This is a genomic window from Streptomyces sp. NPDC057438, from assembly GCF_042802995.1.
In the GTDB taxonomy this organism is placed as follows: Bacteria; Actinomycetota; Actinomycetes; order Streptomycetales; family Streptomycetaceae; genus Streptomyces.
In genome coordinates, this window is sequence record NZ_JBHVDD010000018.1 from 88,403 (window position 1) to 114,343 (window position 25,941).

A 25,941-nucleotide genomic window follows, 5' to 3' on the forward strand; every position below is an offset into this window, starting at 1 on the left:
ATGATCGGGACCGTGTTCCGGAGTGACGACGTGCCCGCGGAGCACCGGTTCGACTACTGGCGGGAGTTGGTGCACCGGGCGATCGCGCCCAGCGACATACACAGCAAGTTCGCGGGCGACTTCTGGGCGCAGCAGCGACTGCTGGAACTGGGGCCGGTGCTCGTGTGGCCGACCGCGCACCTGCCGACGGGGTTCCGGCGTACCGAGAAGATGGTGCGGCAGTCCGACCCGGAGATGTACCACCTGTCGCTGGTGCTCGGCGGCGACTTCGGGCTGGAGCACGTGGGGCGGACCGAGATGTACGGCCCGAGCGATCTGTGGGTGACGGACACGTCGCGGGCGTACGACGTGCGCCCGTCGGACAGTCTGGGCCGCCAGGTGATCAGGGGAATATGTGCGGACCTCCCCAAGACGCTGCTGCCCCTGCCGCCCGCCCGGATCGCGGAGCTGCTGGGGCGGCGGCTGCCGGGGCGGGAGGGGGTGGGGGCCCTGCTGACGGGGTTCCTCACGGGCCTGGAGCAGCAGGTCGACACCCTTCAGCCGGCCGACGCACCCCGCCTCGGCACCGTACTGATCGACCTGCTGGCCGCCTGGTTCGCGCAGGTGCTGGAGGCGGAGGACGCGCTGCCGCCGGAGACGCGCCAGCGGGCCCTGACGACACGGATACGGGCGTTCGTCCGGCAGAACCTGCACGACCCGGAGCTGAACCCGCGGGCGATCGCGGCGGCCCATCACATCTCGCTGAGCTATCTGCACCGGCTGTTCCAGGAGGACACCCCGGACGAGACGGTCGCGGCCTGGATCCGCGTCCAGCGCCTGGAAGGCGCCCGCCACGACCTGGCGGACCCCGGCCTGGACTCCACGCCCGTCCACACCATCGCCACCCGCTGGGGGATGCCCCGCGCCTCCGACTTCACTCGGGCGTTCCGGGGGGCGTACGGGGTGTCGCCGACGGAGTTCCGCGCGCGGGAGCGGGCGGCGCGGGGGCCGGGCCGGGACCACCCGCCCGCGTGATGCGGCACCGCTCCGCCGGTCAGCGTCTCAGGTCCATGACCCCGACCCCGAGTCCGTCGTAGGCTCGCGGTTCCACTGCGGCGATCAACGCCCCCGTCGGAATCAGCTGGTTCGGCCTCGCGGCGTGAACGGCGGCCGAGGCGTCCTGGGCGACCCCCACTCGTCCCAGTTCCGCAACCGTCACGGCCATGGCGTAGTCGTCGTCGACGACGGACAGCACGTCGACCAGGACACCCACGTGGTCGACCGTGCCCGGACGACGGCGTTCGGCCTCCAGAAGACACAGGACGGGCACCCACAGACGTACGTCATCGCTCGCCGCCGCCGCGTGGATGAGGCCGGAGACCTGCTTGTCACCACCCAGCGCCACGAGCGTGGGCGCGTCGAGAACATAGTGCTCGATCTGACTCAACGCGACGACTCCCCCTGCGCGAGGGCGGCCCGGTGGGCATCCGTCGCCTCCCGCATCTTGCGCCGCATCTCGGCCGACTCCTCCTCGGACACGTCGTGCCCGAAGCGTTCGGCGAGCAGGGCCCGGGTGCGGTCGGCGCGTTCCCTGATCTGCTCGGGTGTCAGCGTCTGAGCGGCTATGTCCTGCATGAGGGCACGAAGACTCGTCCCCCGCGCCTCGGCCACGGCGGCGAGCTGGTCACGGACTTCGGCGGGCACACGGATCATGACGTCGGACATACGGCGAGTATACGTGACGTATACGCCTCTCGCCGGGTCATCAGCGTCATCGGGCTCATCCGTCCCGGTCCGGCACCGCCCGGGGCGGCGAGCCGGGCATCATGCCCCGGCCCGCCGCCCGGACGTCACGCCGCGTGTTCCACGAACCGCCGGGCTGTCTGCGCGAGCAGTGCGCGCCCGTCGCCCGCCCACAGCTCGTCGTTGAACAGCTCGACCTCGATGGGGCCGGTGTAGCCCGCGGCCTCGACATACGCCTTCCACTCGCGCATGTCGATCGCGCCGTCGCCGATCTGGCCCCGGCCGGTCAGGACGCCCTGGGGCAACGGGGTGATCCAGTCGGCGAGTTGGAAGGTGTGGATGCGGCCGGCCGCGCCCGCGCGGGCGATCGCCGCCGGGGCCGTGTCGTCCCACCAGATGTGGTAGGTGTCCACGGTCACGCCGACCTGCTCCGCCGGGAAGCGCTCCGCGATGTCCAGAGCCTGGGAGAGCGTCGACACCACACAGCGGTCCGAGGCGAACATCGGGTGGAGCGGCTCGATGGCGAGGCGGACGCCGTTCGCCGCCGCGTACGGGCCCAGTTCGGCCAGTGCGTCCGCGATGCGCTCCCGCGCGCCGTGCAGGTCCTTCGAGCCCGCCGGGAGGCCGCCCGAGACCAGGACGAGGGTGTCCGTGCCCAGGGTCGCCGCCTCGTCGATGGCCTTGCGGTTGTCGGCCAGCGCCTCCGCCCGCTCTGCCGGGTCGATCGCCGTGAAGAAGCCGCCCCGGCAGAGGGTCGTGACCGCGAGGCCCGCGTCGCGGACCAGCTTGGCCGTCGCCTCCAGGCCGTGCGCCGCCACCGGCTCGCGCCACAGGCCCACACCCGCAATACCCAACTCCAGGCAGCCCTCGACGAGTTCGGGCAGCGACAGCTGCTTGACCGTCATCTGGTTGATGGAGAAGCGGGACAGATCCCCGATGGCGCTCACTGGGCCACTCCGTACAGGGAGAGCAGGTTCTTCATGCGGGCCTCCGCCAGCGCCGGGTCCGGGAACAGGCCCAGGCCGTCGGCCAGTTCGTACGCCCGCGCGAAGTGCGGGAGGGAGCGGGCCGACTGAAGGCCGCCGACCATCGTGAAGTGTTCCTGGTGGCCGGCCAGCCAGGCCAGGAAGACGACACCCGTCTTGTAGAAGCGGGTGGGCGTCTGGAAGAGGTGGCGGGACAGCTCGACGGTCGGGTCCAAGAGGTCCCGGAAGCCCTGCACGTCGCCCGTGTCCAGCACCCGTACCGCCTGCGCCGCCAGCGGGCCCAGCGGGTCGAAGATGCCGAGCAGCGCGTGGCTGAAGCCCTTCTCGTCGCCCGCGATCAGCTCGGGGTAGTTGAAGTCGTCGCCGGTGTAACAGCGGACGCCCTGCGGGAGCCTGCGGCGGATGTCGATCTCACGCTGGGCGTCCAGCAGGGAGACCTTGATGCCGTCGACCTTGTCGGGGTGGGCGGCGATCACGGCGAGGAAGGTCTCCGTGGCCTCGTCGAGGTCCGAGGAGCCCCAGTAGCCGTCCAGCGCCGGGTCGAACATGGGGCCGAGCCAGTGCAGGACGACCGGCTCGGCGGCCTGGCGGAGCAGGTGGCCGTAGATCTCCAGGTAGTCCTCGGGGCTCGCCGCGGCGGCGGCCAGCGCGCGCGAGGCCATCAGGATCGCCTGGGCGCCCGACTCCTCGACGAGCGCCAGCTGCTCCTCGTACGCCTTGCGGATCTCCGGCAGGGAGGCGAGGCCCGTGAGCTGGTCGGTGCCGACGCCGCAGGCGATCCGGCCGCCGACCGCCTTCGCCTCGGCGGCGCTGCGGCGGATCAGCTCCGCCGCGCCCGCCCAGTCCAGGCCCATGCCGCGCTGCGCGGTGTCCATCGCTTCGGCGACGCCCAGGCCGTGCGACCACAGGTGGCGGCGGAAGGCGAGGGTGGCGTCCCAGTCGACGGCGGCGGGCGAGTCCGGGGAGACGTCCGCGTACGGGTCGGCGACGACGTGCGCCGCCGAGAAGACCGTGCGGGAGGTGAGCGGGGTTCCGGGGGACACCGCCAGGGGTTCGGTGCGCGGGGTGTAGGCCCGCAACTGCCCTCCGGTACCGGGGAGTCGGATCGTCACAGCTGGATCTCCGGCACGTCGAGACGGACGCCCTCGGCCGAGGACTTCAGGCCCAGTTCGGCGAGCTGGACGCCGCGGGCGCCGGCCAGCAGGTCCCAGTGGTAGGGCGCGTCGGCGTAGACGTGCTTGAAGAACAGCTCCCACTGCGCCTTGAAGCCGTTGTCGAACTCGGCGTTGTCCGGCACCTCCTGCCACTGGTCGCGGAAGGAGTAGGTGGCGGGGATGTCGGGGTTCCACACCGGCTTGGGGGTGGCGGAGCGGTGCTGGACGCGGCAGTTGCGCAGGCCTGCCACCGCCGAGCCCTCGGTGCCGTCGACCTGGAACTCGACCAGCTCGTCGCGGTTGACGCGGACGGCCCAGGAGGAGTTGATCTGGGCGATCGCGCCGCCGTCCAGCTCGAAGATGCCGTACGCGGCGTCGTCGGCCGTGGCGTCGTAGGGCTTGTCCTGCTCGTCCCAGCGCTGCGGGATGTGGGTGGCGGTGAGGGCCTGGACGGACTTCACGCGGCCGAACAGCTCGTGGAGCACGTATTCCCAGTGCGGGAACATGTCGACGACGATGCCGCCGCCGTCCTCCGCGCGGTAGTTCCAGGAGGGGCGCTGTGCCTCCTGCCAGTCGCCCTCGAAGACCCAGTAGCCGAACTCGCCCCGGACGGAGAGGATGCGGCCGAAGAAGCCGCCGTCGATGAGACGCTTGAGCTTCAGCAGGCCCGGCAGGAACAGCTTGTCCTGGACGACGCCGTGCTTGATGCCGGCGGCGTTGGCGAGGCGGGCCAGCTCCAGGGCGCCGTCGAGGCCGGTGGCGGTCGGCTTCTCGGTGTAGATGTGCTTGCCGGCGGCGATGGCCTTCTTGATCGCCTCCTCGCGGGCCGAGGTGACCTGGGCGTCGAAGTAGATCTCGACGGTCGGGTCGGCGAGGACGGCGTCGACGTCGGTGGAGACGTTCGCCGGGTCCAGGCCGTGCTGCTCGGCGAGCGCCTTCAGGGCGTGCTCGCGGCGGCCGACGAGGACCGGCTCCGGCCACAGGACCGTGCCGTCGCCGAGGTCCAGTCCGCCCTGCTCGCGGATGGCGAGGATGGAGCGGACGAGGTGCTGGCGGTAGCCCATGCGTCCGGTCACGCCGTTCATGGCGATCCGTACGGTTCTGCGTGTCACGGCCGGTCCTTTCGTTGGTGTGCGTTCGTGTCTGCGTACGCGTCGGGCGCCGCGTACGCCCGACGAAAGGGTGAGCGTCACAGCAAGCGCTTTCTATCCAACAAGAAGCTAGCCTCTGAGCAGCGGTCTGTACAAGACCGCGAGGGGGTCGAGTTGTTCGAGGGGGCGAACGGTGATCGCAGCCGTAAGGTTCCCCGACAGCCCGAACATCACGCGCACCGGAGGACGAGCAACGATGACTGTGACCCTGGCGGACGTGGCGGCCCGTGCGCAGGTGTCGCCCGCGACCGTCTCCCGGGTGCTCAACGGCAACTACCCGGTGGCCGCGACCACGCGCGAGCGGGTGCTGAAGGCCGTCGACGAGCTGGACTACGTCCTCAACGGCCCCGCCAGCGCGCTCGCCGCCGCCACCTCCGACCTGGTCGGCATCCTCGTGAACGACATCGCCGACCCCTTCTTCGGGATCATGGCCGCGGCCATCCAGTCCGAGATCGGCGGGCCCGGCGGGCGCGCGGGCGGGGAGCGGCTGGGTGTGGTGTGCAACACGGGCGGCTCCCCGGAGCGCGAGCTGACGTACCTCACCCTGCTGCAGCGCCAGCGGGCCGCCGCCGTCGTGCTGACCGGTGGGGCCATCGAGGATCCCGCGCATCTGAGCGCCGTCGGCAACAAGCTGCGCAAGCTGATGGAGGCCGGGACGCGGGTGGTGCTGTGCGGGCGGCCGCCCACGCCGGAGGCCATCGCGATCACCTTCGACAACCGGGGCGGCGGTCAGCGGCTCACCGAGCATCTGATCGGACTGGGCCACCGGCGCCTCGGCTACATCGCCGGGCCGCAGGAGCGGACGACCACCCGGCACCGCCTGGAGGGCCACCGGGCGGCGCTGGCGGCGGCCGGCATCGAGGACGACCCCCGGTGGACGGTGTACGGGCGCTACGACCGGCTCTCCGGCTACGAGGCGACGCTGGAGCTGCTGCGCCGCGACCCCTCCCTGACCGCCGTGCTCGCCGCCAACGACACGGTGGCACTCGGCGCGTGCGCCGCCCTGCGCGACTCGGGCCTGCGCATCCCGGACGACGTCTCCGTGGCCGGCTTCGACGACCTCCCCTTCAGCATCGACGCGGTACCCGCGCTCACGACGGTACGGCTGCCGCTGTCGGAGGCGGGCGCCCGGGCCGGCCGCATCGCGATGGGCCGCGAGGAGCCGCCGCCCGGGGGGATCGCCACGGTGCGGGGGGAGTTGATGGTGCGGGGGTCCACCGGGGGGCCTCGGGGGGACTGAGGACCGGCCTCTCCGGACTGGGGCCGGGGAGCGGGCGCACCCGAGTCCGGCGCCCCCGGCCGAGGTTCGGGTCCGCACGGGAGGGGCGGGGCGGATCAGTTTCCGGTTCCGCGTAGCCGTTGAGTGACGGCCGCGACCGACGCGAGCGCGCCGAGCGCGATGCCGCCGAAGACGGCCGGATTCACCCAGACCGGCACCAGTTCGGTGCCCGCCCCCTCGTCCGTGACGCACTGCACGCTGACCGGCAGCGTCATGTGCGTCACCACGTACTCCCCGGGGGCGCCTTCGGCCGCGCACATCTGGTCGGGATCGAGGACGAAGAAGCCCGACGTCACACCGACCGCGTACGCGCCGAAGGCCACCGCTGCGGCCATGACCGCGAGCAGCGCACACGAGCCGGCATTCGGCAGGCGCCGCCCGCTGCCCGTCTCCCGGCGATGCGCGCGGGCCGCGAGAGCCAGGGTCGTGGCCGCGACCACCAACGGGGTCAGGAACGGCGCGAGGACAAGGGCCAGAAAGAAAAAGGACTCCACGCCGGAGCGGACCGCACCGGACGGTCCGTGGTTCCGCGGCGGCCGGTCCGTGGTTCCGCGCCGGGAGATCCGGGAGGCGTGTCCCGTCCGACGGGTACGGATCGGCGTACCACCGAGCGGGCTACCGCTACGGAACGTGACGCTTCAGCGCGCGTCCGTCACCGTCCCGTCCTACGTTGGGCGAGAGAGGCATCGCCTCACCCCTCACGAAGGAGAAAAATCATGGCCGCCAAGGACAAGGGCAGCATGGACAAGATCAAGGGCAAGGCCAAGGAGATGTCCGGGAAGGTCACCGGGAACCGTGAGCAGCAGGCCGAGGGCAAGATGCAGCAGGCGCGCGGTGAGGCCAAGAAGATGAAGGGCAAGGTCCAGGAGCGCGCGCAGGCGACCCGGCGTACGGCGCAGCGCGACGGAGTGTGAGGTCGCGCGGCGCGCAGGCGGGCGGCCGCCGGCCGATGGTCCGCGGTCGGCTGCCCTGACGAGGGGGCTCCCGTGACGGGAGCCCCCTCGCCATGTCCGGCGCCCGGGGGGCCACCGGGGGCGGGGACGCACAGGTGCATACGCACGCAACACGGGTACCCGGCGGCCATGGAGACACGGGTGGCAGGACCGGCCCTGCCGGAGAACAGAGGGCCGATCTCGGCCGGGGTCACGGCGTTCCTGCGGGGTGAAGGACCCCTGCCGGGCAGCCGTGAGATCGCCGGGACCGACCCCTTCGGCGACGATCTCCAGCTCGCCCTCTACCTCTGCTATGAGCTGCACTACCGGGGCTTCGCCGGCGTCGACGCCGGCCTCGAATGGGACCCGGAGCTGCTGCGCTGCCGGGCCGCGCTGGAGTGGCCGTTCCTGGAGTCGCTGCGCGACCGGGCGACCCGCCATGTGAGCGCCGAGGAGGCGCTGGACGACCTGCTCGTGGAACCGGCCGCCGGCGACGACAGCGGCGTCAGCGGCTTCCTCCAGGACCGGGGCGAACTGTGGCAGGTGCGCGAGTACGCGGCGCAGCGCTCGCTCTACCACCTGAAGGAGGCCGACCCGCACGCCTGGGTGCTGCCCCGGCTGTGGGGGCGGGCGAAGGCGGGGATGGCCGCGGTGGAGTTCGACGAGTTCGGCGGGGGCCGGGCCGAGCGGGTGCACGCCCGCCTCTTCGCCGAGCTGATGACCGACCTCGGCCTCGACCCGGAGTACGGCCGCTACGTGGACGCGGCCGGCGCCGAGGCACTCGCCCTCGTCAACCTGATGTCCCTCTTCGGGCTGCACCGCGCCCTGCGCGGCGCCCTGGTCGGACACTTCGCGACCGTCGAGATCACCTCCTCCCCCGGTTCCCGACGGCTCGCCCATGCCATGCGGCGGACCGGGGCGGGCCCCGCCGCCGAACACTTCTACGACGAACACGTGGAGGCCGACGCCGTGCACGAGCAGGTCGTCCGGCGGGAGGTCGTCGCCGGGCTGCTGGAGGAGGAGCCGCAGCTGGACGCCGACGTGGCCTTCGGTGTCGACGCCACCAACCATCTGGAGGACGCCCTGGCCGACCGTCTGCTCGGAGCGTGGCGGGCGGGCCGCTCGTCCCTGCGCGCTCCGGTCTGACACTCCGCTTCCCTGTCCGATGTCCCTCCGAAGCCGGTCCGATCCCCGTCCGATGTCCCTCCGAAGCCGGGTCCGATCCCCGTCCGATACCCCTCCGAAGCCGGGTCCGATCCCCGTCCGATGCCCCTTCGTAGCCCGTCCGCTCACCGACCGATATCCCTCCAACGCCCGTCCGACATCCCTCCAACGCCCGTCCGCTCCCCGTCCGCTCCCCGTCCGGCTTCCCGCCGACCCACCCGCCTGGAGGCCGTCCCCGTGAACCCCCTCTCCCTCCCCGTGTCCCTGCCGGGCGTCTACGCCCCGCAGGACGACACCGAACTCCTGGTCCGCGCCCTGGAGCGCGAACCCCTCGCCCCGCGGGCCCGTGTGCTGGACGTCGGTACGGGGACCGGAGCCGTCGCGCTGGCCGCGGCGGCGCGCGGCGCGGACGTCACGGCGGTGGACATCTCCTGGCGGGCCGTGCTCAACGCCAGGGTCAACGCCCTGCTGGCGCGGCTGCCGATGACGGTCGTCCGAGGGGACCTGCTGGGGCCCGTGGCCGAGCGGTCCTTCGACCTCATCCTGTCCAATCCCCCGTACGTGCCGGGCCCGGCCGGGTCTCGGCGTCCCGGGCCCGGCCCGGGACCGGGCGCGGCGCCGAGACCCGACAGGCTCGGCCACGCGCGGGGCGCCGCACGCGCCTGGCACGGCGGATGGGACGGCCGGCTGCTGCTGGACCGGATCTGCCAGGACTCTCCGGAGCTGCTGCGGCCCGGTGGCGTGCTGCTGCTGGTCCACTCGGCGCTGAGCGACGCGGAGCGGACGCTGACGCAGCTACGGACGGCGGGGCTGCGGGCCGGGGTCGTGGAGCACCGCCGGGTCGCGTTCGGGCCCGTCCTGCGGGAACGGAGCGACTGGCTGCGCCGCCGAGGGCTGCTGGGGACCGAGGGTCACACCGACGGCGACGAGAAGGAAGAGCTGGTGGTCATCCGTGCCGAACGTCCCCGCTGAACGACGCCGCGTCACCCTGCAACGCCCCGGTCCCCTCCTGGTCGAGGGGCCGGTCGAGGTCACCCTGGACGACGGTACGACCGTGTCGTCGGACCGTTTCTGCGTGGCCCTGTGCACCTGTCGCCGCAGCAGGATCTACCCGTGGTGCGACACCAGCCACCGCCGCCGCGCCCAGGCCCGACCCCAGCCGTCCCAGTCCACACAGACGTCACCACAGCCACAGCCGTCACAGCCGCCGCGGGGGCGTCCGCAGCCGGCCGACAGCGACGACTCCCGCCCGGCCCCGCCGCCGGCCGACTGAAAGGACCCGAAGCCATGCAGCCCGAGGAGCACACACGACCGGAGCAGCGGTCGTACTGGATCGAGAGCGCGCCGCACGAAGGCGAGCACCCCCCGCTGGACGGGGATCTGACCGTCGACGTGGCGGTGGTGGGCGCGGGCATCGCGGGGATCAGTACCGCGTGGGAGCTGGCGCGGCGCGGGCGACGGGTGGCGCTGCTGGAGGCGGACCGGGTGGCGGCCGGGGTCACGGGGCACACGACGGCCAAGGTGACGGCGTTGCACACGCTGATCTACGACCGGCTGCGGCGGACCCGGGGCGCCGAGGCGGCCGCGCTGTACGCACGGTCGCAGAGCGAGGCGATCCGGCATGCCGCCGCCCTGGTGGAGGAGCTGGACATCGCGTGCGACTGGGAGGTTGCGGCGGCCTACACGTACGCCGAGGACGAGGGGCGCGTCGCGGAGCTGCGGGCCGAGGCGGAGGCGGCCCGGGAGGCGGGACTGCCCGCCGAGTTCGTGACGGAGACGGGGCTGCCGTTCCCGGTCGCGGGAGCGGTGCGCGTGGCGGACCAGGCGCAGTTCCATCCCCGCAAGTACCTGCTGGCGCTGGTGGGGGATCTGGTGCGGCAGGGCGCCTCGGTCCATGAGCGGACGCGGGTGACGCGGCTCAAGGAGGGCTCGCCGTGCCGGCTGACCACCGACGCCGGGTTCACCGTGACCGCCTCGGACGTCGTGGTGGCCACGCACTACCCCGTCTTCGACCGGGCGTTGCTGTTCACCCGGCTCTCCCCGCGCCGCGAACTCGTGCTCGCCGCGCCGGTGCCCGCCGCGGCGGACCCGCACGGCATGTACCTCACCCAGGAGCACCGCACCCGCTCCGCGCGGACCGCCCCGTACGGGGACGGGCGGCGGCTGCTGATCGTCACCGGGGAGCACTTCACGCCGGGGGCGGCGGGTGTCGAGGAGCGGTTCGACCTCCTCGCGGAGTGGGCGGCCGAGCGTTTCGGCCCGCTCGACTTCACCCACCGCTGGGCGACGCAGGACAACGACTCCACCGACTCCGTACCGCTCGTCGGGCCCTTCCACGCGGGCAGCCGGCACACCTGGGTGGCGACCGGGTTCGGCGGATGGGGCATGAGCGGCGGCATCATGGCCGGGCAACTGCTGGCCGAGTCGATCACCGGGCACAAGGCCGCGTGGAGCGACCTGTACGACCCGCGCCGGGTGCTCAGCGCGGTGCGGGAGGCGCCGAGCTTCCTCAAGCACCAGGCCCAGGTCGCCCGTCACTTCGTCGGCGACCGGATCAGCCCGGCCGGGAACGCCTCCGTGGACGCGATCGCCCCGGGGGACGGCGCGGTCGTCCGCGTCGGCGCCCACCACCACGCGGTCCACCGGGACGAGGACGGCTCGCTGCACGCCCTCTCCGCCCGCTGCACCCACATGGGCTGTCTGGTCGGCTTCAACCGCGCCGAACGGACCTGGGAGTGCCCCTGCCACGGCTCGCGCTTCGACGTCGAGGGCCGGATCGTCCAGGGGCCCGCGACGAAGCCGCTGGAACGGCGGGACATCTGATGCACCGGTACGAAGGCCGTCGGCCACGCCGGGTGGGGTGCCGCACCGCGCCGGCCGACGTGTACGGTCCGAAGACATGAAACTCGCGTTCTCCACCCTCGGTGTCCCCGGTCTCCCCGTCGCCGACGTCGTACGGCTCGCCGTCGCGCACGGCTATCACGGCGTCGAGTTGCGCGCCCATCCCGAGGAGCCGGTGCATCCGGGGATCGGGGCCGGCGAACGCGCCGAGGTGGCCGCCGAGTTCAAGGCGGCGGGGGTGGAGATCCTGGGACTGGCCGGGTACGCGCGGGTCGCCGCGCCGGGCGAGGACGGTCCCGTGCTGGACGAGATCCGCGGCCTTCTGGACCTGGCCCGGGACCTGGGCGCGCCCTTCGTGCGCGTCTTCCCCGGTGCCGACCCGGCCGGCGGCCAGAGCAGGGACGAGGCCGACGCGATCGCGGCGCGGCGGCTCGGCACGGCGGCGGAGGACGCGGCCGACCGGGGTGTACGGATCCTGCTGGAGACCCATGACTCGCACCGCACCGGAGCCGACGCGATCCGGGTGCTCGGCCCGGTCGGCCACGGCAGTGTCGGCTCGCTCTGGGACGTGATGCACACCTGGCTCGGCGGCGAACAGCCCGCCGAGTCCTACGCCGCCCTCTCCCCCTTCCTCGGCTACGTCCAGGTGAAGGACATCGCCTCGCCCGAGGACACCACGCCGCTCCCGCTCGGTGCGGGTGTCCTGCCGCTCGGCGAGTGCGTCGAGCTGCTGTCCCGCAAGGACTGGGACGGGTGGCTGTGCTGGGAGTACGAGAAGCGGTGGTACGAGGAGGCCGCGCCGCTGCCGGAACTGCTGGCGGCGGGCCGGGAACACCTCGGCCGGCTCCTCAACGACGCCGCGTAAACCACTGGCCTGAGCTTGAAACGTCAAGCTCAGGCCCCCTCATGTCCTCCGACAGCCTCCCGTGGCACGAATTTTGACCGCGAATCAGTATCGACTCACCCAAAGTCGATCACGCGCCGAACAAGTACCGACAGTAACTCCGGGAAAACGCAGCGCTGCAGCCTGCCCTTACAGCAGACTTACCTCCCTCGACAGCCAGGCACAACTGGCCATGCATCGGGGGTACTTGGCATATGCAAGGCACGGTCGACGGTTTCAGCTACGGCGCGGTCACCCCGGTGGCCGCCTATGTCATGGCCTGCCTGGGCGCGGCGCTCGGCCTGCGCTGCGTCGTGCGGTCGGTCTACAACGAGCAGTCCTGGAAGCCCGGTTGGCTGGCCCTCGGGGCCGCCTCGATCGGCTGCGGCATCTGGACGATGCACTTCATCGCGATGATCGGCTTCCGGGTCAAGGAGAGCGAGATCCACTACGACGTCGGGCTGACCGTCCTCAGCCTCGTCGTGGCCGTCACCGTCGTCGGCGTCGGGGTCTTCGCCGTGGGCTACCGGGGCGTCAGCACGGCCTCACTGTGCGCGGCGGGATGCGTCACGGGACTCGGGGTCGCCGCCATGCACTACCTCGGCATGGCCGCCATCCAGCTGAACGGCTACATCCGCTACGACCTCGCCGTCGTCGCCCTCTCCGTCGGCATCGCCATCGGCGCCGCGACCGCCGCGCTCTGGGCGGCCGTGTCGATCCGGGGCTTCCTGACCAGCCTGGGCGCCAGCCTGGTGATGGGGGTCGCCGTGTCCGGGATGCACTACACGGGCATGGCCGCGGTGGGGGTGCATCTGCACACCTCGGCCCCCGGCACGTTCACCGGCGAGTCGCCCACGTCGATCCTGCTGCCCATGCTCATCGGCCCGGTCATCTTCCTGCTGCTCGCGGGGGTGGTCGTGATGTTCGACCCGATGCTCGTGCTCGGCGAGGGCGACTGGGACCGGTCCGCCACGCGGGGACGCAGGCGTGAGCCCGACGCCCCGCGGCAGCCCTGGAGCGCCGACCGCCCCGACGTACCGCTCCAGCACCCCGAAGACGACTCCCCCGAGTCCCTCTTCACCCCTCGGCCCCGCCACCCCGAGCCCCGGCCACACCGGACAGGAGACCGCGCCCAGCGGTGGTGACCCCCAGGGCCCTTCTGACGGATCTCCGTGGGAGAAGGAGCGGCGTTCGGTGCGCGCTCCCGGCGTGCCGGGCCCTAGCGGCGGGGCTCCGGCAGCAGCCGGGGCTCCAGGCGTTCCTCGGTCGCGGCACCGCCCTCCCGGCGGACGATGTACGCCCCCTTGCCCGGAACTTCGGTGACGGCCTCCGCGAGTCGGGTGCCCCGGTAGACGAGGCCGACGCCGTCGTCCGTGCAGTGGGTCTCCGGGAGGGTGCCGTCGGCGACGAGGGTGTGGACCAGGGGGCGCCGGCCCTCGTCGCTGTCGTAGTGCACGCCGTTGCCGTACGGGAGGTATCCGAGCGCGTCGGTGACGGGGCGGAGACGGGGGCCGAAGGAGTCGGTCGTGCCGCCCCGGAACCAGCAGATGGAGCCGGCGCTGACGCCGCTGAGGACGACGCCGGACTCCCAGGCGCGGCGCAGGACGCGGTCGAGACCGTGGACGCGCCAGACGGCCAGCAGGTTGGCGACCGAGCCGCCCATGACCCAGACGACGTCCTGTTCGAGGACGGCCGACTCGATGTCCTCGATGTTGGGCATGGGGAAGAGCGCGAGCGGTGTCAGGTCGAACCCGGCCACGCGGGCGGCCTCGCTCATGCGGGTGGTCATGTGCTCGGCGTCGCCGATCGCCGTACCGACGTACATCACCCTCGGGCGACGGCCGTTCACGCCCGACAGGTCCACCGCGTGGTGCACGAGTGAGTGGAAGGTCAGCCGGGTGCGGTCGCCGAGGCGGTGGCCGCCCGAGGTCGCGACGATGGTGGGTTCGGAGGCGGTCATGGGCCGGAGGGTAGCGGAGCCGTACCTCGTGCCGGGCGGGGGGTGCGTGGTCGGGTGAGGGCCCGGTGGGGGCTGGTCGCGCAGTTCCCCGCACCCCTGAAAAGCAGGGGCTGTGCTACCCCACCCCCCACCCGCCCCGCCCCGCCGAGCGCCCCCGGTCCCTTGACCGGTAGAAACTTTCCGGATAATCGTGACACCCTGGAAGTTTTCTTCAGGCGTCAGTCCTCAGCAGTCGACCGATCGTCAGCTCCCTCTCTCCCCTCCTCCGGAAGGAGCGCCGCACGTGCCCTCCAGACGTACCCTTCTCGCCGCCACGGCGGGCGTCACCACGGCCCTGGCCCTCGGCGCCGACGCACAGGCCGTCAGCGGCCCCGACGACAAGCGCCTCCGCCGCCTCATCTCGCGCATGACCCTGGAGGAGAAGGTCGGCCAGCTGTTCGTGATGCGGGTCTACGGGCACTCGGCGACCGCGCCCGACCAGACCGACATCGACGCCAACCTCCAGGAGCTGGGCGTCCGGACGGCCGCCGAGCTGCTGGCGAAGTACCGGGTCGGCGGGATCATCTACTTCTCCTGGGCGCACAACACCCGCGACCCCCACCAGATCGCCGCCCTGGGCAACGGCATCCAGCGCGCCTCCCTCGCCCTCCCCCGCGGCCTTCCCGTGCTCGTCTCCACCGACCAGGAGCACGGCATCGTGGCCCGGGTCGGCAGGCCCGCCACCCTGCTGCCGGGCGCGATGGCCCTCGGCGCCGGCGGCTCCGCGACCGACGCCCGCACGGCCGGCCGCGTCAGCGGCGCCGAACTGCGCGCGCTCAACGTCCGGCAGGACTACGCGCCGGTCGCCGACGTGAACGTCAACCCGGCCAACCCGGTCATCGGCGTACGCTCCTTCGGCGCCGACCCCAAGGCCGTCGCGAAGCTGGTCGCCGCCCAGGTGAAGGGGTATCAAGAGGCCGGGGTGGCGGCCACCGCCAAGCACTTCCCGGGGCACGGGGACACGGCCGTCGACAGCCACTACGGCTTCCCGGTCATCGAGCACACCCGGAAGCAGTGGACGGCCCTCGACGCCCCGCCCTTCAAGGCGGCGGTCCGCGCCGGGATCGACTCGATCATGACCGCGCACATCATGGTCCCCGCCCTGGACCCCTCCGGCGACCCTGCCACCCTGTCCCGCCCGATCATCACCGGCATCCTGCGCGGCGAACTGGGCTACGACGGGGTCGTGGTCACCGACTCGCTCGGCATGCAGGGCGTCCGGGAGAAGTACGGCGACGACCGGGTGCCGGTGCTGGCACTGAAGGCCGGTGTCGACCAGCTCCTCAACCCGCCCTCGATCGACGTGGCGTGGAACGCGGTCCTCGCGGCCGTGCACGCCGGTGAACTGACCGAGGCCCGCCTCGACGCGTCGCTCCTGCGCATCCTGCGGCTCAAGGCGAAACTGGGGCTGTTCGAGCGGCCGTACGTGAGCGACGCCGGTGTCGACCGGGTGGTGGGCATCGCGCGGCATCTCGACGCCGCCGACCGGATCGCCGAACGGACCACGACCCTCCTGGTCAACAAGGGCGCGCTGCTGCCGCTGAACCGCCGCAGGCACCGCAAGGTGCTGGTGGTCGGCGCCGACCCGGCGTCCCCGACGGGCACCACGGGACCGCCGACCGCCGTTCTCGCCGCCGAACTCACCGCCCTCGGCTTCACGACGACCCGGCTGTCGACCGGCACGGCCCCCACCCAGGCGGTCATCGACCAGGCCGTCGCGGCGGCGGCCGGCCAGGACGCGGTGGTCGTGGCGACGTACAACGTGACGGCGGCCGGTACGCAGAGGACGCTCGTCACGCGACTCCTCGCCACCGGGGTCCCGGTGGTGGGGGTCGCGGTCCGCAACCCGTACGACGTGGCCCAGCTTCCCGGGGTGAAGGGGTACTTGGCGTCGTACTCCTGGACGGACGTCGAGGTGCGGGCGGCGGCGCGGGTGCTGGCCGGGCGGGTGGCGCCGCGCGGGAAGCTGCCGGTCCCGGTGCAGCGGGCCGACGACCCGGCGCGGGTGCTCTATCCGATCGGGCACGGCCTGACGTACGGCGCCTGAGCCGCGCAGGCCCGCCCACGGACCCTGCCGTACGCCTCCTGGCGCAGAGGGTCTACGCCACACGATTCACACACGGCCCCCAAGTGACGCAAAGGACACGATATGTCCAGCGTGACCCTTCCCCCACGGTCACGCTGGGCGGGGGTTCATCGGGGGTGGCCATGCGAGGGGTGCATCGCGTTCGAATGGTGCGCGCAAGAGTGCTGATGTCCGCGGTCGTCCTGGCGGTCGCCGCGCTGTCGGGGTGTCAGAGCTGGTCCGGCGCGACGGACGGGGAGACCGGGGAGCGCTCGACCACGGCCGCGTCGGCCCTACCGTCCGGGTACGGGACGGTGTTCCTCGGGGTCGACGAGTGCAGTTCGTTCGGGACGACCAGCTTCATCGAGGTGCCCTGCGCGGGCGAACGGGCCGCCGCCCGGGTGGTGGCGCGGCACGACGACCGGGTCGGCCAGGGCCCGCTCTGCCCGCCGACCACCGACTTCGTCCTCCACATCAGCGAGTCCCGGCCCTCCCCGGACGCGTCCGGCGGGCCGGGCGCGTCCGGCGCGGACGAGGACGGCGACGGATCCGTGCCGCAGGGCTACGCCTGCATGCGCAAGCTGCGGCCGCCGCACCCGGGCGACCCCGGCGGCGGGGGCGGCCCCCGCACCATCGTGGGCGACTGCGTGTACGGCGCCGGGCGGGGCGAGGTCCGCGAGACTGCCTGCGACGGCCGGGGCAGGCACGATCCGGAGTACGAGGTGACGACGGCCGTCGACACGAGGGCGCGGTGCCCGGCCGCCACGGGCCTGTACGTACGGCTGGGCGGGAAGCGTCCCGTGGGCTGCGCGGTGCCGGTGTGAGGGCCCGGCCGAGCGGCCGGCCGAGGGAACGGGAAACGACAGGGCCCGGTCCCCGCCGGACGGCGGCGACCGGGCCCCACTCGACCACTGCTCCGGCGGGCTACGGCCGGAGCGTCATCTCCCGCTCGATGTCACGCTTGTCGAGCTTGGAGTCGAACTTCGCCAGCGGCTTCGCCTTGGCCGGGTCGGCCTGGACGGCGGCCGGGGCGACGCCCGCCCACTTCAGGATCCGGGCCGTGGCCAGGTCCTTCTGCGCCTTGACGAGACCGGCGACGTTGGCACCGTGGTTGGCGCCGGGCGCCGTGAAGATGTACGAGTCACGGGCCTTCTTGCCCAGGTGGAACGGCTCGGCGCCCCACGGGTCGTTCTGTCCGTAGACGAAGAGCATCTGCTTGGCGTTGTCGCGGACCCAGGTGTCGACGTCCCGCATCGCGTTCGGGTCGAACGTCATCTCGATGTCCCGCGGGACGAAGTTCCGGGGCGGCTGGTAGCCGTAGCGGATGTACTTCTTCTCGATGTGCGGGAACTGGATGTCGGGCGCGCCCAGCTGCGTGCCGGCCTGGTAGTAGTACGGCGTGTACGTGGTCAGGCCCTGGTCGGCGTAGGCGGAGAAGCCGGAGATCGTGTCGATGGACGTCCAGATCTCGTCGTCCGTCGCGGCCTTGGCGTCCTTGGGGATGACGTCGCTGTCGCAGTCGGCGAGCAGGCTGTACTGCCAGAAGCCCCAGACGTAGTCGAGGACGACCGCCTCGTACGCCCGGTCGAGGCTGCCGATCGTCTCGAAGGTGAGGCCGTCGGCGGCGGCGACCTCCGCGTACTTCTTCTCCAACGGCTCACGGCGCACCAGCGCCTCGCGCTGCACGGCGTTCAGCCGGTCGCGGCACTCCTTGGTGCCGACGTTCGCGAAGAACCGGTCGTACGCCGAGTCCTCCTTGTTGACGACGTCGTTGGGCGCGACGTACGCGACGACGCCGTCCATGTCGTGCGGGTAGAAGCGCTCGTAGTAGGTGGCGGTCATGCCGCCCTTCGAACCGCCGGTCGAGATCCAGTTCTGCCGGTAGATCTTCCTCAGCGCCCTGAAGATGCGGTGCTGGTCGCTGGCGGCCTGCCAGATGTCCAGCTTCGACCAGTCGGCCGGGTCGGGGCGGGAGGGGTTGAAGAAGCGGTACTCCATGGAGACCTGGTTGCCGTCCACGATCTGCGTGGGCTCGCGGCGGCCGGGGTTCGTGGAGACGTTGTAGCCGCCGGTGTAGAAGACCGTCGGGCGGGCCGTGTCCTTGTGCAGCACGGTGATCCGCTGCTGGAACGTCCCCTTCTTCGGGTTCCTGTGGTCCACCGGCTGGGTGAAGTTGAGGACGAAGAAGCGGTAACCCGGGTACGGCTTCTCCTGGATCAGGCTCACGCCCGGTATGGCGAGCAGTCGGTCCTTGATGTCGGCGGTGTCCGACTCGGCGGCGCCGGCCGCCCCCGCCGTGCTCAAGGTCCCGATGAGCACCACGAGCGACAGCACCCACCTGAGTGCTTTGCGCATGCGTTTTCTCCCCTATGCAGCTATGCAGTTGTGCAGCGGCTGTGCGCCGGAAGCTATCGGAGCCACGGCCGGGGCACCAGGGAGGAAAGGGGCCAACTGGACTGCTGTCGCCCGCGGATGGGAGCGGTAGGGAAAACCCTGTGCCGCCCCGCCGCGTGGGCGCTCAGCGCAGGATCCAGCCCGAGTCGTACGTCCGGCCGCCGGCCCGCGCCTTGATCCACACGGCGCGCCGGCCCGCGTGCACGGTCACGGGGCCGGCCGGGTGCTTCTCGTTGCGCACCCACCGGCCGCCCCGGGCCCGGATGCGCACAGTCCCCTTGTGGGCCTGCTTCCGCGGCACGAGCACGGCGCACACGTACCGGCCGCCCTTGCGGTAGACCCGTACGGTCCCGGTGTCGAACGTCAGGGTCCGCACCTTGCGCCCGGCACACGACGCGGCGGCCTCCGCACTCGCCGGCGGTCCCGCCAGGGACAGCAGCCCGGCGGTCGTCAGCACGGCCAGCACGAGCGCCATGCGCCGACGTATCCCACGCCCGCTCACTGCAGCCCCTCCCGCCACACACCCGTACTGATGTACGGACGCACAACCCCCTCGAACGGTTGCGCGCTCAAGGGGGACACGCTACGAAGGCCCGCTAGGACTTCAGAACCGGCTCGCCCACGAACGTGCGCCACAGTGCCGCGTACCGGCCCTCACGGGCCAGGAGTTCGTCGTGGGTGCCGTCCTCCATGACCCGGCCGTGGTCCATGACGACCACGCGGTCAGCGCGGGCGGCCGTGGTGAGCCGGTGCGCGACGACGAGGGTCGTACGGCGGCCGGCGAGACGGTCGGTGGCCTGGTTGACCTGCGCCTCGGTGGCCAGGTCGAGTGCGGCCGTCGCCTCGTCGAGGAGCAGGACGTCCGGGTTCACCAGCTCCGCCCGGGCCAGGGCGATCAGCTGCCGCTGCCCGGCGGAGAGGTTGCGGCCGCGCTCGGCGACCTCGTGGAGGTAGCCGCCGTCGAGCGTGGCGATCATGTCGTGCGCGCCGACGGCCCGGGAGGCGGCCTCGACCTCGGCGTCGGTCGCGTCGGGCCGGCCGTAGGCGATGGCGTCCCGGACCGTGCCCGGGAAGAGGTACGCCTCCTGGGGGACGACCCCCAGCCGGTGCCGGTACGAGGTGAGGTCGAGGTCCCGCAGGTCGGTGCCGTCGACGGTGACCCGGCCGCCGGTCGGATCGTAGAAGCGGGCGACGAGCTTGACCAGCGTCGACTTGCCGGCGCCGGTCTCGCCGACGAAGGCGACGGTCTGACCGGCGGGGACGGTGAGATCCACCCCGCTCAGGGCCGCCTCCCCCTCGGTGGCGGCGCCGTACGCGAAGTCCACGCCCTCGAACCTGATCTCGCCGCGCAGCGAGCCGACCCGGCGCGGCTCGGCGGCGGACTTCGTGGACGTCGGCTCCTGGAGGAGTTCCTGGATGCGGCCCAGGGAGACGGTGGCCTGCTGGTAGCCGTCGAAGACCTGGGAGAGCTGCTGGACCGGGGCGAAGAACAGGTCGATGTAGAGGAGGTAGGCGACCAGGGCGCCGGTAGTCAGGGTGCCCGCGTCGACGCGGTGGCCGCCGACGATCAGGACGGCCGCGGCCGCCGCCGAGGACAGGAACTGCACGAACGGGAAGTAGAGGGAGATCAGCCACTGGCCGTGGACCCGGGCTCGGCGGTAGCTGTCGCTGCCGGCCGTGAACCGCTCGGCGCCCGCGCGCTCGCCCCGGAACGCCTGCACGATCCGCAGCCCGGCCACCGACTCCTGGAGGTCCGCGTTGACCACGGACACCCGCTCGCGGGCCAGCTCGTACGCCTTCACGCTCGCCCGCCGGAAGAAGACCGTGCAGACGATCAGCGGCGGGAGCGTGGCGAAGACGACGAGGGCGAGCTCCACGTCCAGCACCAGCAGGGCGCCCATGATGCCGAAGAAGGTGACGACGGAGACGAAGGCCGTGACGAGGCCGGTCTGCAGGAACGTCGACAGGGCGTCCACGTCGGTCGTCATCCGGGTCATGATCCGGCCGGTCAACTCCCGCTCGTAGTAGTCGAGTCCGAGGCGCTGGAGCTGGGCGAAGATCTTCAGGCGCAGCGAGTACAGGACGCGTTCGCCGGTCCGGCCGGTCATCCGCATCTCGCCGATCTGGGCCGCCCACTGGGCGAGCACCGCGGCCAGGCCCAGCAGGGACGCGGCCCAGACCGCGCCGAGGGCCGCCTGGGAGACTCCGTCGTCGATGCCGTGCCGGATCAGCACGGGCAGCAGCAGCCCCGTGCCCGCGTCGACGGCGACGAGCCCCAGGCTGACCAACAGGGGCAGTCCGAAGCCGCGCAGCAGCCGCCGCAGGCCGTACGACTCCTCCGGCGCGACCGCGCGGGCCTCGTCGATGCCCGGGGTGCCGGTCGCCGGGGGCAGCGCCTCGACCTGGGCGAGGAGTTCGGGGGTGGCGGGGGTGCCCTCGAAGGCGGTGTCGCGGGGCTCGCGGTCGCCGGTCCACAGCCGGGGCGTGATGCCGCGTTCGGCGTCGAACTCGGCGTCCAGCTCCTCCCTTATCGCGTCGCGTCCGGGGGTGTCGTCGGCCTTGGTGAGGGAGGCCGGGGGGATGTGGCCGGGTGAGACGCCGCCGAGTTCGTCGGGGTCGGTGAGCAGACGGCGGTAGAGGGCGGAGCGGCGCTCCAGCTCCTCGTGGGTGCCGATGTCGGCGAGACGGCCGCCGTCGAGGACGGCGATGCGGTCGGCGAGGTTCAGGGTGGAGCGGCGGTGGGCGATGAGGAGGGTGGTGCGGCCCTCCATGACGTGGGTCAGGGCCTCGTGGATCTCGTGCTCCACCCGGGCGTCCACGGCGGAGGTCGCGTCGTCGAGGACGAGGAGGCGGGGGTCGGTGAGGAGCGCGCGGGCGAGGGCGACGCGCTGGCGCTGGCCGCCGGAGAGGGTGAGGCCGTGCTCGCCGACCTTGGTGGCGTAGCCGTCGGGCAGCTCGGCGATGAAACGGTCCGCCTGGGCGGCGCGGGCGGCGGTCTCGATCTGTTCGTCGGTCGCGTCGGGGCGGCCGTAGGCGATGTTGGCGCGGACCGTGTCGGAGAAGAGGAAGGAGTCCTCGGGGACCAGGCCGATCGCGGCGCGCAGCGAGTCCAGGGTCAGTTCGCGGACGTCGTGGCCGCCGATGAGGACGGCGCCGCGGGACACGTCGTAGAAGCGCGGGAGGAGGAGGGAGACGGTGGACTTGCCGGAGCCGGAGGAGCCGACGACGGCGAGGGTCTCGCCGGGGCGGATCTCGAAGCTGAGACCGTCGAGGACGGGGCGCCCTGAGTCGTAGCCGAAGGACACGTCGTCGAACTCGACGGTCGCGGGGGCGTCGGCGGGAAGGTCCTTGGTGCCGTCGGCGAGCGTGGGCTCGGTGTCGATCAGCTCCAGGACGCGCTCGGTGCCGGCGCGGGCCTGCTGACCGACGGTGAGGACCATGGCGAGCATGCGGACGGGGCCGACGAGCTGGGCGAGGTACGTGGAGAACGCGACGAACGTACCGAGGGTGATGTGCCCGCGCACGGCCAGCCAGCCGCCGAGCGCCAGCATCGCGACCTGGCCGAGGGCGGGGACGGCCTGGAGGGCGGGGGTGTACCGGGAGTTGAACCGGATGGTCCGCAACCGCCCCGCGTAGAGCCGCCGGCCGACCTCCCGCAGCTTCCCGGTCTCCTGGTCCTCCTGCCCGAACCCCTTGACCACGCGGACACCGCTGACCGCGCCGTCGACCACACCCGCGACGGCGGCGGCCTGGGCCTGGGCGTACCAGGTGGCGGGATGCAGCTTGGCGCGGCTGCGCAGGGCGATCCACCACAGCGCGGGGGCGACGGCGACCGCGACCAGGGTCAGCGGCAGGGACAGCCACGCCATGATCACCAGGGAGATCAGGAACAGCAGGATGTTGCCGATGGTCATCGGCAGCATGAACAGCAGGCCCTGGATCAGCTGGAGGTCGCTGGTGGCGCGGCCGACGACCTGCCCGGTGGACAGCTCGTCCTGCCGCCGCCCGTCGAGGCCGGTGATCGTCCCGTACATCTCGGTGCGCAGGTCGTGCTGGACGTCCAGGGCGAGGCGGCCGCCGTAGTAGCGGCGGACATAGGTGAAGGCGTAGACCAGGAGGGCGGCACCGATCAGGGCCCCCGCCCAGGGGGCCATGTCCCGGGTCCGGTCCCCGATCACGTCGTCGATGATCACCTTGGTGATCAGAGGGACCAGGGCCATCACGGCCATACCGCCGAGGGACGAGCCGAGGGCGAGGATCACGTCCCCGGGGTGCCGCCAGGCATATCCGGCGAGTCTGCGCGCCCACCCTCGGTCGCCCCCCTGCTGCGCTGTCACGCCGGTGCCCTCCGTTCGTCCTGGTCTCCGCTGGAGACCAACACGCGGGGCCGCGGATTTCATCCCGCCGCACCAATTCGGGAGGGCGCTTTCGACGCGGTTCAGCCCAGCCGCACCCGCAGGGAGTAGAAGCGGGTCGTCTGGACGGCGTTCTGGTTGTCGTCACTGACCAGCAGCACGTCCATCCCTCCCGGTCCGCGCCCCTCGTGTCCCTCGTGTTCCTCGCGACCCTCGTGCTCCCCGTGCCGCCGCGGTCCGGTGACGGTCATCCCCTCGATGTTGTCGAGCAGCGGGTTCGGCTGGGGCTGTCTGGCGGTGGCGCCCAGGGTGGGGCAGTCCACGAGGTCGGCGAGGAGGGTCTTGCGGACGAGGCGTACGCCGTCGTCGTCCCGCCCGGTGAGGACCTCCGTGCCGGAGGTGTCGGTGGCGCGGCGCGTGTCGGCGGCGTAGAGGCGGACCGTGTTGCCGACCCCGGCGGTGAAGCCCCGCTCCAGCATCAGCAGCCGCCCACCGGGGAGACCCGCCACCTCGACGACGCCGAGTCCGGTGTCGGCGCGATAGCCGTACTGGGCGGAGAGCCGGAAGTCCCGTGCGGCGCCGTGCCGCCGCCAGGTCTGCAGGCGGACGATCCCGGCGGCGTCCCCGTCGAGCGCGCCTTCCATCGAGGCGAGCAGCGTGCGTCCGCCGGGCAGGAGGGTGAGCCCCTCGAAGGTCTGGTTGGGGACGGCCCGCCCGGCCGGGGCGACGCGCAGCTCGGAGGGCACGGGCAGGCTGCCCAGGAGCCGGCCCGCGCGGTCGTAGCGCCGGACCGACGGTTCGGACTCGGAGGTGACGAGCCGGGTGCCGTCACGGTCGACGGCCAGCGCCTCGGAGTCGAGCGCGGCGCCGGTCTCCGTGGCGAGCGGGAGGACTCCCCGCGGCCGCAGTGTGCGGCGGTCGAGAGTGAAGAGGGAGGACCGGTCGGAGACGGCGAGGAGCGAGCCGTCGCGGTCGACGGCGAGACCGGAGAGGTTGCCGACGTAGGTGCCCTCGTACGTCGTCCTGTCGAGGGCGTCGGAGTACGCCTCGATCGACACGGACGGCGAACAGGCGTGAGCGCGCGGCGAGTCGGCGTGGACGGGTCCGGCGGCGGCCAGGGTGGTGGCCGCCGCCAGGCTCGCGGTCAGCGTCGCGACGAAGCTTCTGGGAGGCATGGCGTCACCGTAGGACGACGCCGGTGATCCGCGGATGGCCTCATCGTGAACGTCCGGATGACGACTGCCGCGTCATCCGTTCTCGGGCACCGGGACGGTCGCCTCCTGGGGTCGGTCGGTGGGCACGTAGCGCTGCACGCTCGGCTCACCCGAGGCAGTCTTGGCGACGGGCACGAGATCCTTGTGGATCACCTTGGCGACCCCCTGGATGGTGTTGACGCCGTACTGCATGTCGGGGTTGCCGTGGGTGAGGACGGTGATCGTGTAGTCCCGCCCGCCGCCGGTGAACGTGCCGACGCTGTGCACCCGCCAGCCGTGCGTGGCGCGGGACAGCCACCCGTTCTTGACGTGCACCTTCACGGTGGAGGGGGCCCCTGCGGGGGTGCCCCAGCGCTGCGAGGCGACGACCTTGTTCATGAGCTTGAGGACGTACGCGCGGGCGTTGTCGCTCAGCACGGTGTTCTTCGCGGTGAGCAGCGCGAGGAGGCGCTGCTCGTCCCGGACGGTGATCTGGGTGAGGCCCCAGTAGTTGTCCGCGCCCGGCTTGGTCTGGGTCATCTTGGCGGCGGTGAGGAACGCCTTGATCTTCTTCACGCCGAGCTGCTTCCACAGGGTGCTGGTGGAGGCGTTGTCCGACTTGGTGATCATGGCGGTGGCGAGCGTGGTCTCACGGTCGGTGAGATAGCGGTTCGTCTTCTTCGCGTCGAACAGCAGCGCGGCGAGCACCGTCACCTTCACGACGCTGGCCGAGTCGAAGGCCGTGTCGCCGCGCAGCGTGCAGGTGGTGCCGGTGGTCCGCTCGGACAGTCCGACGGCCACCGTCCCCTTCCGCTTGGCCAGCGCGGCGGTGATGTCCTTCTGCAGCTTCTCGGCCAGTCCGGCCTGCTTGGACGTACAACTGACCTGCGGCGCCGCCGCGGCGGCCGGCGCGAACGCCACCGCCGCCGTCGACACGATCATCCCCGCGCCGATCCCCGCAGCCACCACACGCGCACGTGTGGATGTACGCGACACCCGGGATACCCCCGATATCCGGTGAGTCATCTACTTTTTCCCATCCCCTTGAGCGACTGGAACCCGCTACAGGCAGGTTCACCACAGTCGACTCGTAAGAATGCACGATGGTTGCACACATGTTCGCGAAATCGGGGATCGGTACGGGCATCCAGACCGATCGCCGGAACGCGGCGGTGGCGGTGTACCGGGAGAAATCCGCGCGTACGAGAAGAAGTTCGTCGAGCTCCTCCCCCGCGGAGAGAGCGTCCGGCGAACCGGCCCTGACCCGCCGACGGCGGGCGAGCGGGCGAGCGGGCGAGCGGGCGGGCGGGCGGGCGGGCGGCGGAAAACCCATCCCCCTCCGCCGCCGGACCCTAGGCTCGGCGTCATGACGACCACCTTGGAGACGATCCACGACGTGCCCGTGCTGGTGTGCGGCGCCGAGGGCGGGACCATCGCCCGCGAGAGCGACGCCCTGGACCTCATCGGCGACGCCGGGTACCAGGGCGCCACCTGGGTCGTCGTCCCCGTCGAGCGGTTCGACGAGGACTTCTTCCGGCTGCGTACGCGCGTCGCGGGCGACATCGTCCAGAAGTTCGTCCAGTACGGCGTCCGGCTCGCCGTGATCGGGGACATCTCCCGCCACACGGAGGCCAGTTCGTCCCTGCGGGACTTCGTCGTCGAGTGCAACCGCGGTCGTCAGACGTGGTTCCTGACCGACTTCGACGAACTGCGCGAGCGCCTGCGGGCCTGAGGACCTGGGCGCCGCTCCGCGGTGATCGACAATCGGCCAGGATCCGTGCGCGTCGCGCCCCGCGGGCCGAGGTCCCGGACGGCGCGCCGGC

Annotated in this window: 23 protein-coding genes and 1 pseudogene; 12 read left to right on the forward strand and 12 right to left on the reverse strand. The window is 72.3% G+C overall.

The window, feature by feature from the left end; translation table 11 throughout:
- A complete protein-coding gene (locus ACFU5F_RS13415) occupies positions 1-1,014 on the forward strand; it encodes an AraC family transcriptional regulator (RefSeq protein ID WP_383886268.1) in 1,014 nt (337 codons plus the stop codon).
- A 19-nt stretch (positions 1,015-1,033) separates the two neighbouring features.
- Here the strand turns inward: ACFU5F_RS13415 and ACFU5F_RS13420 are convergent, their stop codons facing one another.
- From ACFU5F_RS13420 to ACFU5F_RS13440, 5 genes are all read right to left on the reverse strand, one after another.
- Positions 1,034-1,426, reverse strand: a complete 393-nt coding sequence (locus ACFU5F_RS13420; RefSeq protein WP_383886271.1) for a hypothetical protein — start codon at positions 1,424-1,426, stop codon at positions 1,034-1,036.
- Positions 1,423-1,704, reverse strand: coding sequence for an Arc family DNA-binding protein (locus ACFU5F_RS13425; protein WP_319364645.1), 282 nt, complete (start codon positions 1,702-1,704; stop codon positions 1,423-1,425). The genes ACFU5F_RS13420 and ACFU5F_RS13425 overlap by 4 nt, the downstream gene beginning before the upstream one ends.
- 125 nt (positions 1,705-1,829) lie before the next feature.
- Positions 1,830-2,627 (reverse strand): sugar phosphate isomerase/epimerase family protein, encoded by a 798-nt coding sequence (locus ACFU5F_RS13430; protein WP_383886324.1) that lies wholly within the window; start codon positions 2,625-2,627, stop codon positions 1,830-1,832.
- Positions 2,628-2,665: 38 nt separating this feature from the next.
- The gene (locus ACFU5F_RS13435) at positions 2,666-3,820 is read right to left on the reverse strand and encodes a dihydrodipicolinate synthase family protein (RefSeq protein ID WP_383886274.1); all 1,155 of its coding nucleotides are present in this window, start codon (positions 3,818-3,820) and stop codon (positions 2,666-2,668) included.
- Positions 3,817-4,974, reverse strand: a complete 1,158-nt coding sequence (locus ACFU5F_RS13440; RefSeq protein WP_383886277.1) for a Gfo/Idh/MocA family protein — start codon at positions 4,972-4,974, stop codon at positions 3,817-3,819. Before ACFU5F_RS13440 ends, ACFU5F_RS13435 begins: the two co-directional genes overlap by 4 nt.
- A gap of 235 nt (positions 4,975-5,209) precedes the next feature.
- On the opposite strand from ACFU5F_RS13440, the gene ACFU5F_RS13445 reads away from it, so the two are divergent.
- Complete coding sequence (locus ACFU5F_RS13445; protein ID WP_383886279.1) at positions 5,210-6,253, forward strand: LacI family DNA-binding transcriptional regulator; 1,044 nt, start codon at positions 5,210-5,212, stop codon at positions 6,251-6,253.
- Positions 6,254-6,348: 95 nt separating this feature from the next.
- Here the strand turns inward: ACFU5F_RS13445 and ACFU5F_RS13450 are convergent, their stop codons facing one another.
- Complete coding sequence (locus tag ACFU5F_RS13450) at positions 6,349-6,732, reverse strand: hypothetical protein (protein WP_383886327.1); 384 nt, start codon at positions 6,730-6,732, stop codon at positions 6,349-6,351.
- Positions 6,733-7,008: 276 nt separating this feature from the next.
- Between ACFU5F_RS13450 and ACFU5F_RS13455 the strand changes: the two genes are divergently transcribed.
- From ACFU5F_RS13455 to ACFU5F_RS13485, 7 genes and pseudogenes are all read left to right on the forward strand, one after another.
- Positions 7,009-7,206 carry a CsbD family protein gene (locus ACFU5F_RS13455; protein ID WP_383886281.1) on the forward strand — a complete coding sequence of 66 codons (198 nt, stop codon included), beginning with the start codon at positions 7,009-7,011 and terminating at the stop codon, positions 7,204-7,206.
- A 168-nt stretch (positions 7,207-7,374) separates the two neighbouring features.
- Positions 7,375-8,370 (forward strand): iron-containing redox enzyme family protein, encoded by a 996-nt coding sequence (locus tag ACFU5F_RS13460; RefSeq protein WP_383886283.1) that lies wholly within the window; start codon positions 7,375-7,377, stop codon positions 8,368-8,370.
- A gap of 255 nt (positions 8,371-8,625) precedes the next feature.
- On the forward strand, positions 8,626-9,360 hold the full coding sequence (locus ACFU5F_RS13465; protein ID WP_383886285.1) for a methyltransferase: 735 nt from the start codon (positions 8,626-8,628) through the stop codon (positions 9,358-9,360).
- Positions 9,341-9,550: pseudogene (locus ACFU5F_RS13470) on the forward strand (CDGSH iron-sulfur domain-containing protein); the annotation flags it as partial. The gene ACFU5F_RS13465 and the pseudogene ACFU5F_RS13470, both read left to right, overlap by 20 nt.
- A gap of 125 nt (positions 9,551-9,675) precedes the next feature.
- Positions 9,676-11,211 (forward strand): FAD-dependent oxidoreductase, encoded by a 1,536-nt coding sequence (locus tag ACFU5F_RS13475; RefSeq protein WP_383886288.1) that lies wholly within the window; start codon positions 9,676-9,678, stop codon positions 11,209-11,211.
- A gap of 76 nt (positions 11,212-11,287) precedes the next feature.
- Positions 11,288-12,094, forward strand: a complete 807-nt coding sequence (locus ACFU5F_RS13480) for a sugar phosphate isomerase/epimerase family protein (RefSeq protein ID WP_383886291.1) — start codon at positions 11,288-11,290, stop codon at positions 12,092-12,094.
- Positions 12,095-12,327: 233 nt separating this feature from the next.
- On the forward strand, positions 12,328-13,257 hold the full coding sequence (locus tag ACFU5F_RS13485; protein ID WP_383886293.1) for an MHYT domain-containing protein: 930 nt from the start codon (positions 12,328-12,330) through the stop codon (positions 13,255-13,257).
- 74 nt (positions 13,258-13,331) lie between these two features.
- On the opposite strand, the gene ACFU5F_RS13490 is transcribed toward ACFU5F_RS13485, so the two are convergent.
- On the reverse strand, positions 13,332-14,072 hold the full coding sequence (locus tag ACFU5F_RS13490; protein ID WP_383886296.1) for a Type 1 glutamine amidotransferase-like domain-containing protein: 741 nt from the start codon (positions 14,070-14,072) through the stop codon (positions 13,332-13,334).
- 283 nt (positions 14,073-14,355) lie between these two features.
- Here ACFU5F_RS13490 and ACFU5F_RS13495 point away from each other — a divergent pair, with 283 nt between their 5' ends.
- The gene (locus ACFU5F_RS13495; protein ID WP_383886298.1) at positions 14,356-16,158 is read left to right on the forward strand and encodes a glycoside hydrolase family 3 protein; all 1,803 of its coding nucleotides are present in this window, start codon (positions 14,356-14,358) and stop codon (positions 16,156-16,158) included.
- A 185-nt stretch (positions 16,159-16,343) separates the two neighbouring features.
- Positions 16,344-17,000: a hypothetical protein gene (locus tag ACFU5F_RS13500; protein ID WP_383886300.1), complete on the forward strand. Its 657-nt coding sequence runs from the start codon at positions 16,344-16,346 to the stop codon at positions 16,998-17,000.
- Positions 17,001-17,100: 100 nt separating this feature from the next.
- Here ACFU5F_RS13500 and ACFU5F_RS13505 read toward each other — a convergent pair whose 3' ends face one another.
- The 5 genes from ACFU5F_RS13505 to ACFU5F_RS13525 form a co-directional block, all read right to left on the reverse strand.
- A complete protein-coding gene (locus tag ACFU5F_RS13505) occupies positions 17,101-18,531 on the reverse strand; it encodes a S28 family serine protease (protein ID WP_383886303.1) in 1,431 nt (476 codons plus the stop codon).
- 163 nt (positions 18,532-18,694) lie between these two features.
- Positions 18,695-19,045, reverse strand: a complete 351-nt coding sequence (locus tag ACFU5F_RS13510) for a hypothetical protein (protein ID WP_383886306.1) — start codon at positions 19,043-19,045, stop codon at positions 18,695-18,697.
- A 121-nt stretch (positions 19,046-19,166) separates the two neighbouring features.
- Positions 19,167-22,907 carry an ABC transporter ATP-binding protein gene (locus tag ACFU5F_RS13515; protein ID WP_383886309.1) on the reverse strand — a complete coding sequence of 1,247 codons (3,741 nt, stop codon included), beginning with the start codon at positions 22,905-22,907 and terminating at the stop codon, positions 19,167-19,169.
- 101 nt (positions 22,908-23,008) lie between these two features.
- On the reverse strand, positions 23,009-24,100 hold the full coding sequence (locus tag ACFU5F_RS13520; protein WP_383886312.1) for an esterase-like activity of phytase family protein: 1,092 nt from the start codon (positions 24,098-24,100) through the stop codon (positions 23,009-23,011).
- 72 nt (positions 24,101-24,172) lie between these two features.
- Positions 24,173-25,060 carry a serine hydrolase gene (locus ACFU5F_RS13525; protein WP_383886316.1) on the reverse strand — a complete coding sequence of 296 codons (888 nt, stop codon included), beginning with the start codon at positions 25,058-25,060 and terminating at the stop codon, positions 24,173-24,175.
- 424 nt (positions 25,061-25,484) lie between these two features.
- Between ACFU5F_RS13525 and ACFU5F_RS13530 the strand changes: the two genes are divergently transcribed.
- On the forward strand, positions 25,485-25,850 hold the full coding sequence (locus ACFU5F_RS13530) for a DUF4180 domain-containing protein (protein WP_383886318.1): 366 nt from the start codon (positions 25,485-25,487) through the stop codon (positions 25,848-25,850).
- The last annotated feature ends 91 nt before the right edge of the window (positions 25,851-25,941 follow it).

Coding starts and splice junctions, on each gene's coding strand:
- ACFU5F_RS13500 (WP_383886300.1), top strand. CDS start 16,344: ATGGTGCGCGCAAGAGTGCTGATGTCCGCGGTCGTCCTGGCGGTCGCC.
- ACFU5F_RS13480 (WP_383886291.1), top strand. CDS start 11,288: ATGAAACTCGCGTTCTCCACCCTCGGTGTCCCCGGTCTCCCCGTCGCC.
- ACFU5F_RS13475 (WP_383886288.1), top strand. CDS start 9,676: ATGCAGCCCGAGGAGCACACACGACCGGAGCAGCGGTCGTACTGGATC.
- ACFU5F_RS13525 (WP_383886316.1), bottom strand. CDS start 25,060: ATGATCGTGTCGACGGCGGCGGTGGCGTTCGCGCCGGCCGCCGCGGCG.
- ACFU5F_RS13425 (WP_319364645.1), bottom strand. CDS start 1,704: ATGTCCGACGTCATGATCCGTGTGCCCGCCGAAGTCCGTGACCAGCTC.
- ACFU5F_RS13460 (WP_383886283.1), top strand. CDS start 7,375: ATGGAGACACGGGTGGCAGGACCGGCCCTGCCGGAGAACAGAGGGCCG.
- ACFU5F_RS13445 (WP_383886279.1), top strand. CDS start 5,210: ATGACTGTGACCCTGGCGGACGTGGCGGCCCGTGCGCAGGTGTCGCCC.
- ACFU5F_RS13510 (WP_383886306.1), bottom strand. CDS start 19,045: ATGGCGCTCGTGCTGGCCGTGCTGACGACCGCCGGGCTGCTGTCCCTG.
- ACFU5F_RS13430 (WP_383886324.1), bottom strand. CDS start 2,627: ATGACGGTCAAGCAGCTGTCGCTGCCCGAACTCGTCGAGGGCTGCCTG.
- ACFU5F_RS13455 (WP_383886281.1), top strand. CDS start 7,009: ATGGCCGCCAAGGACAAGGGCAGCATGGACAAGATCAAGGGCAAGGCC.
- ACFU5F_RS13505 (WP_383886303.1), bottom strand. CDS start 18,531: ATGCGCAAAGCACTCAGGTGGGTGCTGTCGCTCGTGGTGCTCATCGGG.
- ACFU5F_RS13490 (WP_383886296.1), bottom strand. CDS start 14,072: ATGACCGCCTCCGAACCCACCATCGTCGCGACCTCGGGCGGCCACCGC.
- ACFU5F_RS13520 (WP_383886312.1), bottom strand. CDS start 24,100: ATGCCTCCCAGAAGCTTCGTCGCGACGCTGACCGCGAGCCTGGCGGCG.
- ACFU5F_RS13530 (WP_383886318.1), top strand. CDS start 25,485: ATGACGACCACCTTGGAGACGATCCACGACGTGCCCGTGCTGGTGTGC.
- ACFU5F_RS13415 (WP_383886268.1), top strand. CDS start 1: ATGATCGGGACCGTGTTCCGGAGTGACGACGTGCCCGCGGAGCACCGG.
- ACFU5F_RS13485 (WP_383886293.1), top strand. CDS start 12,328: ATGCAAGGCACGGTCGACGGTTTCAGCTACGGCGCGGTCACCCCGGTG.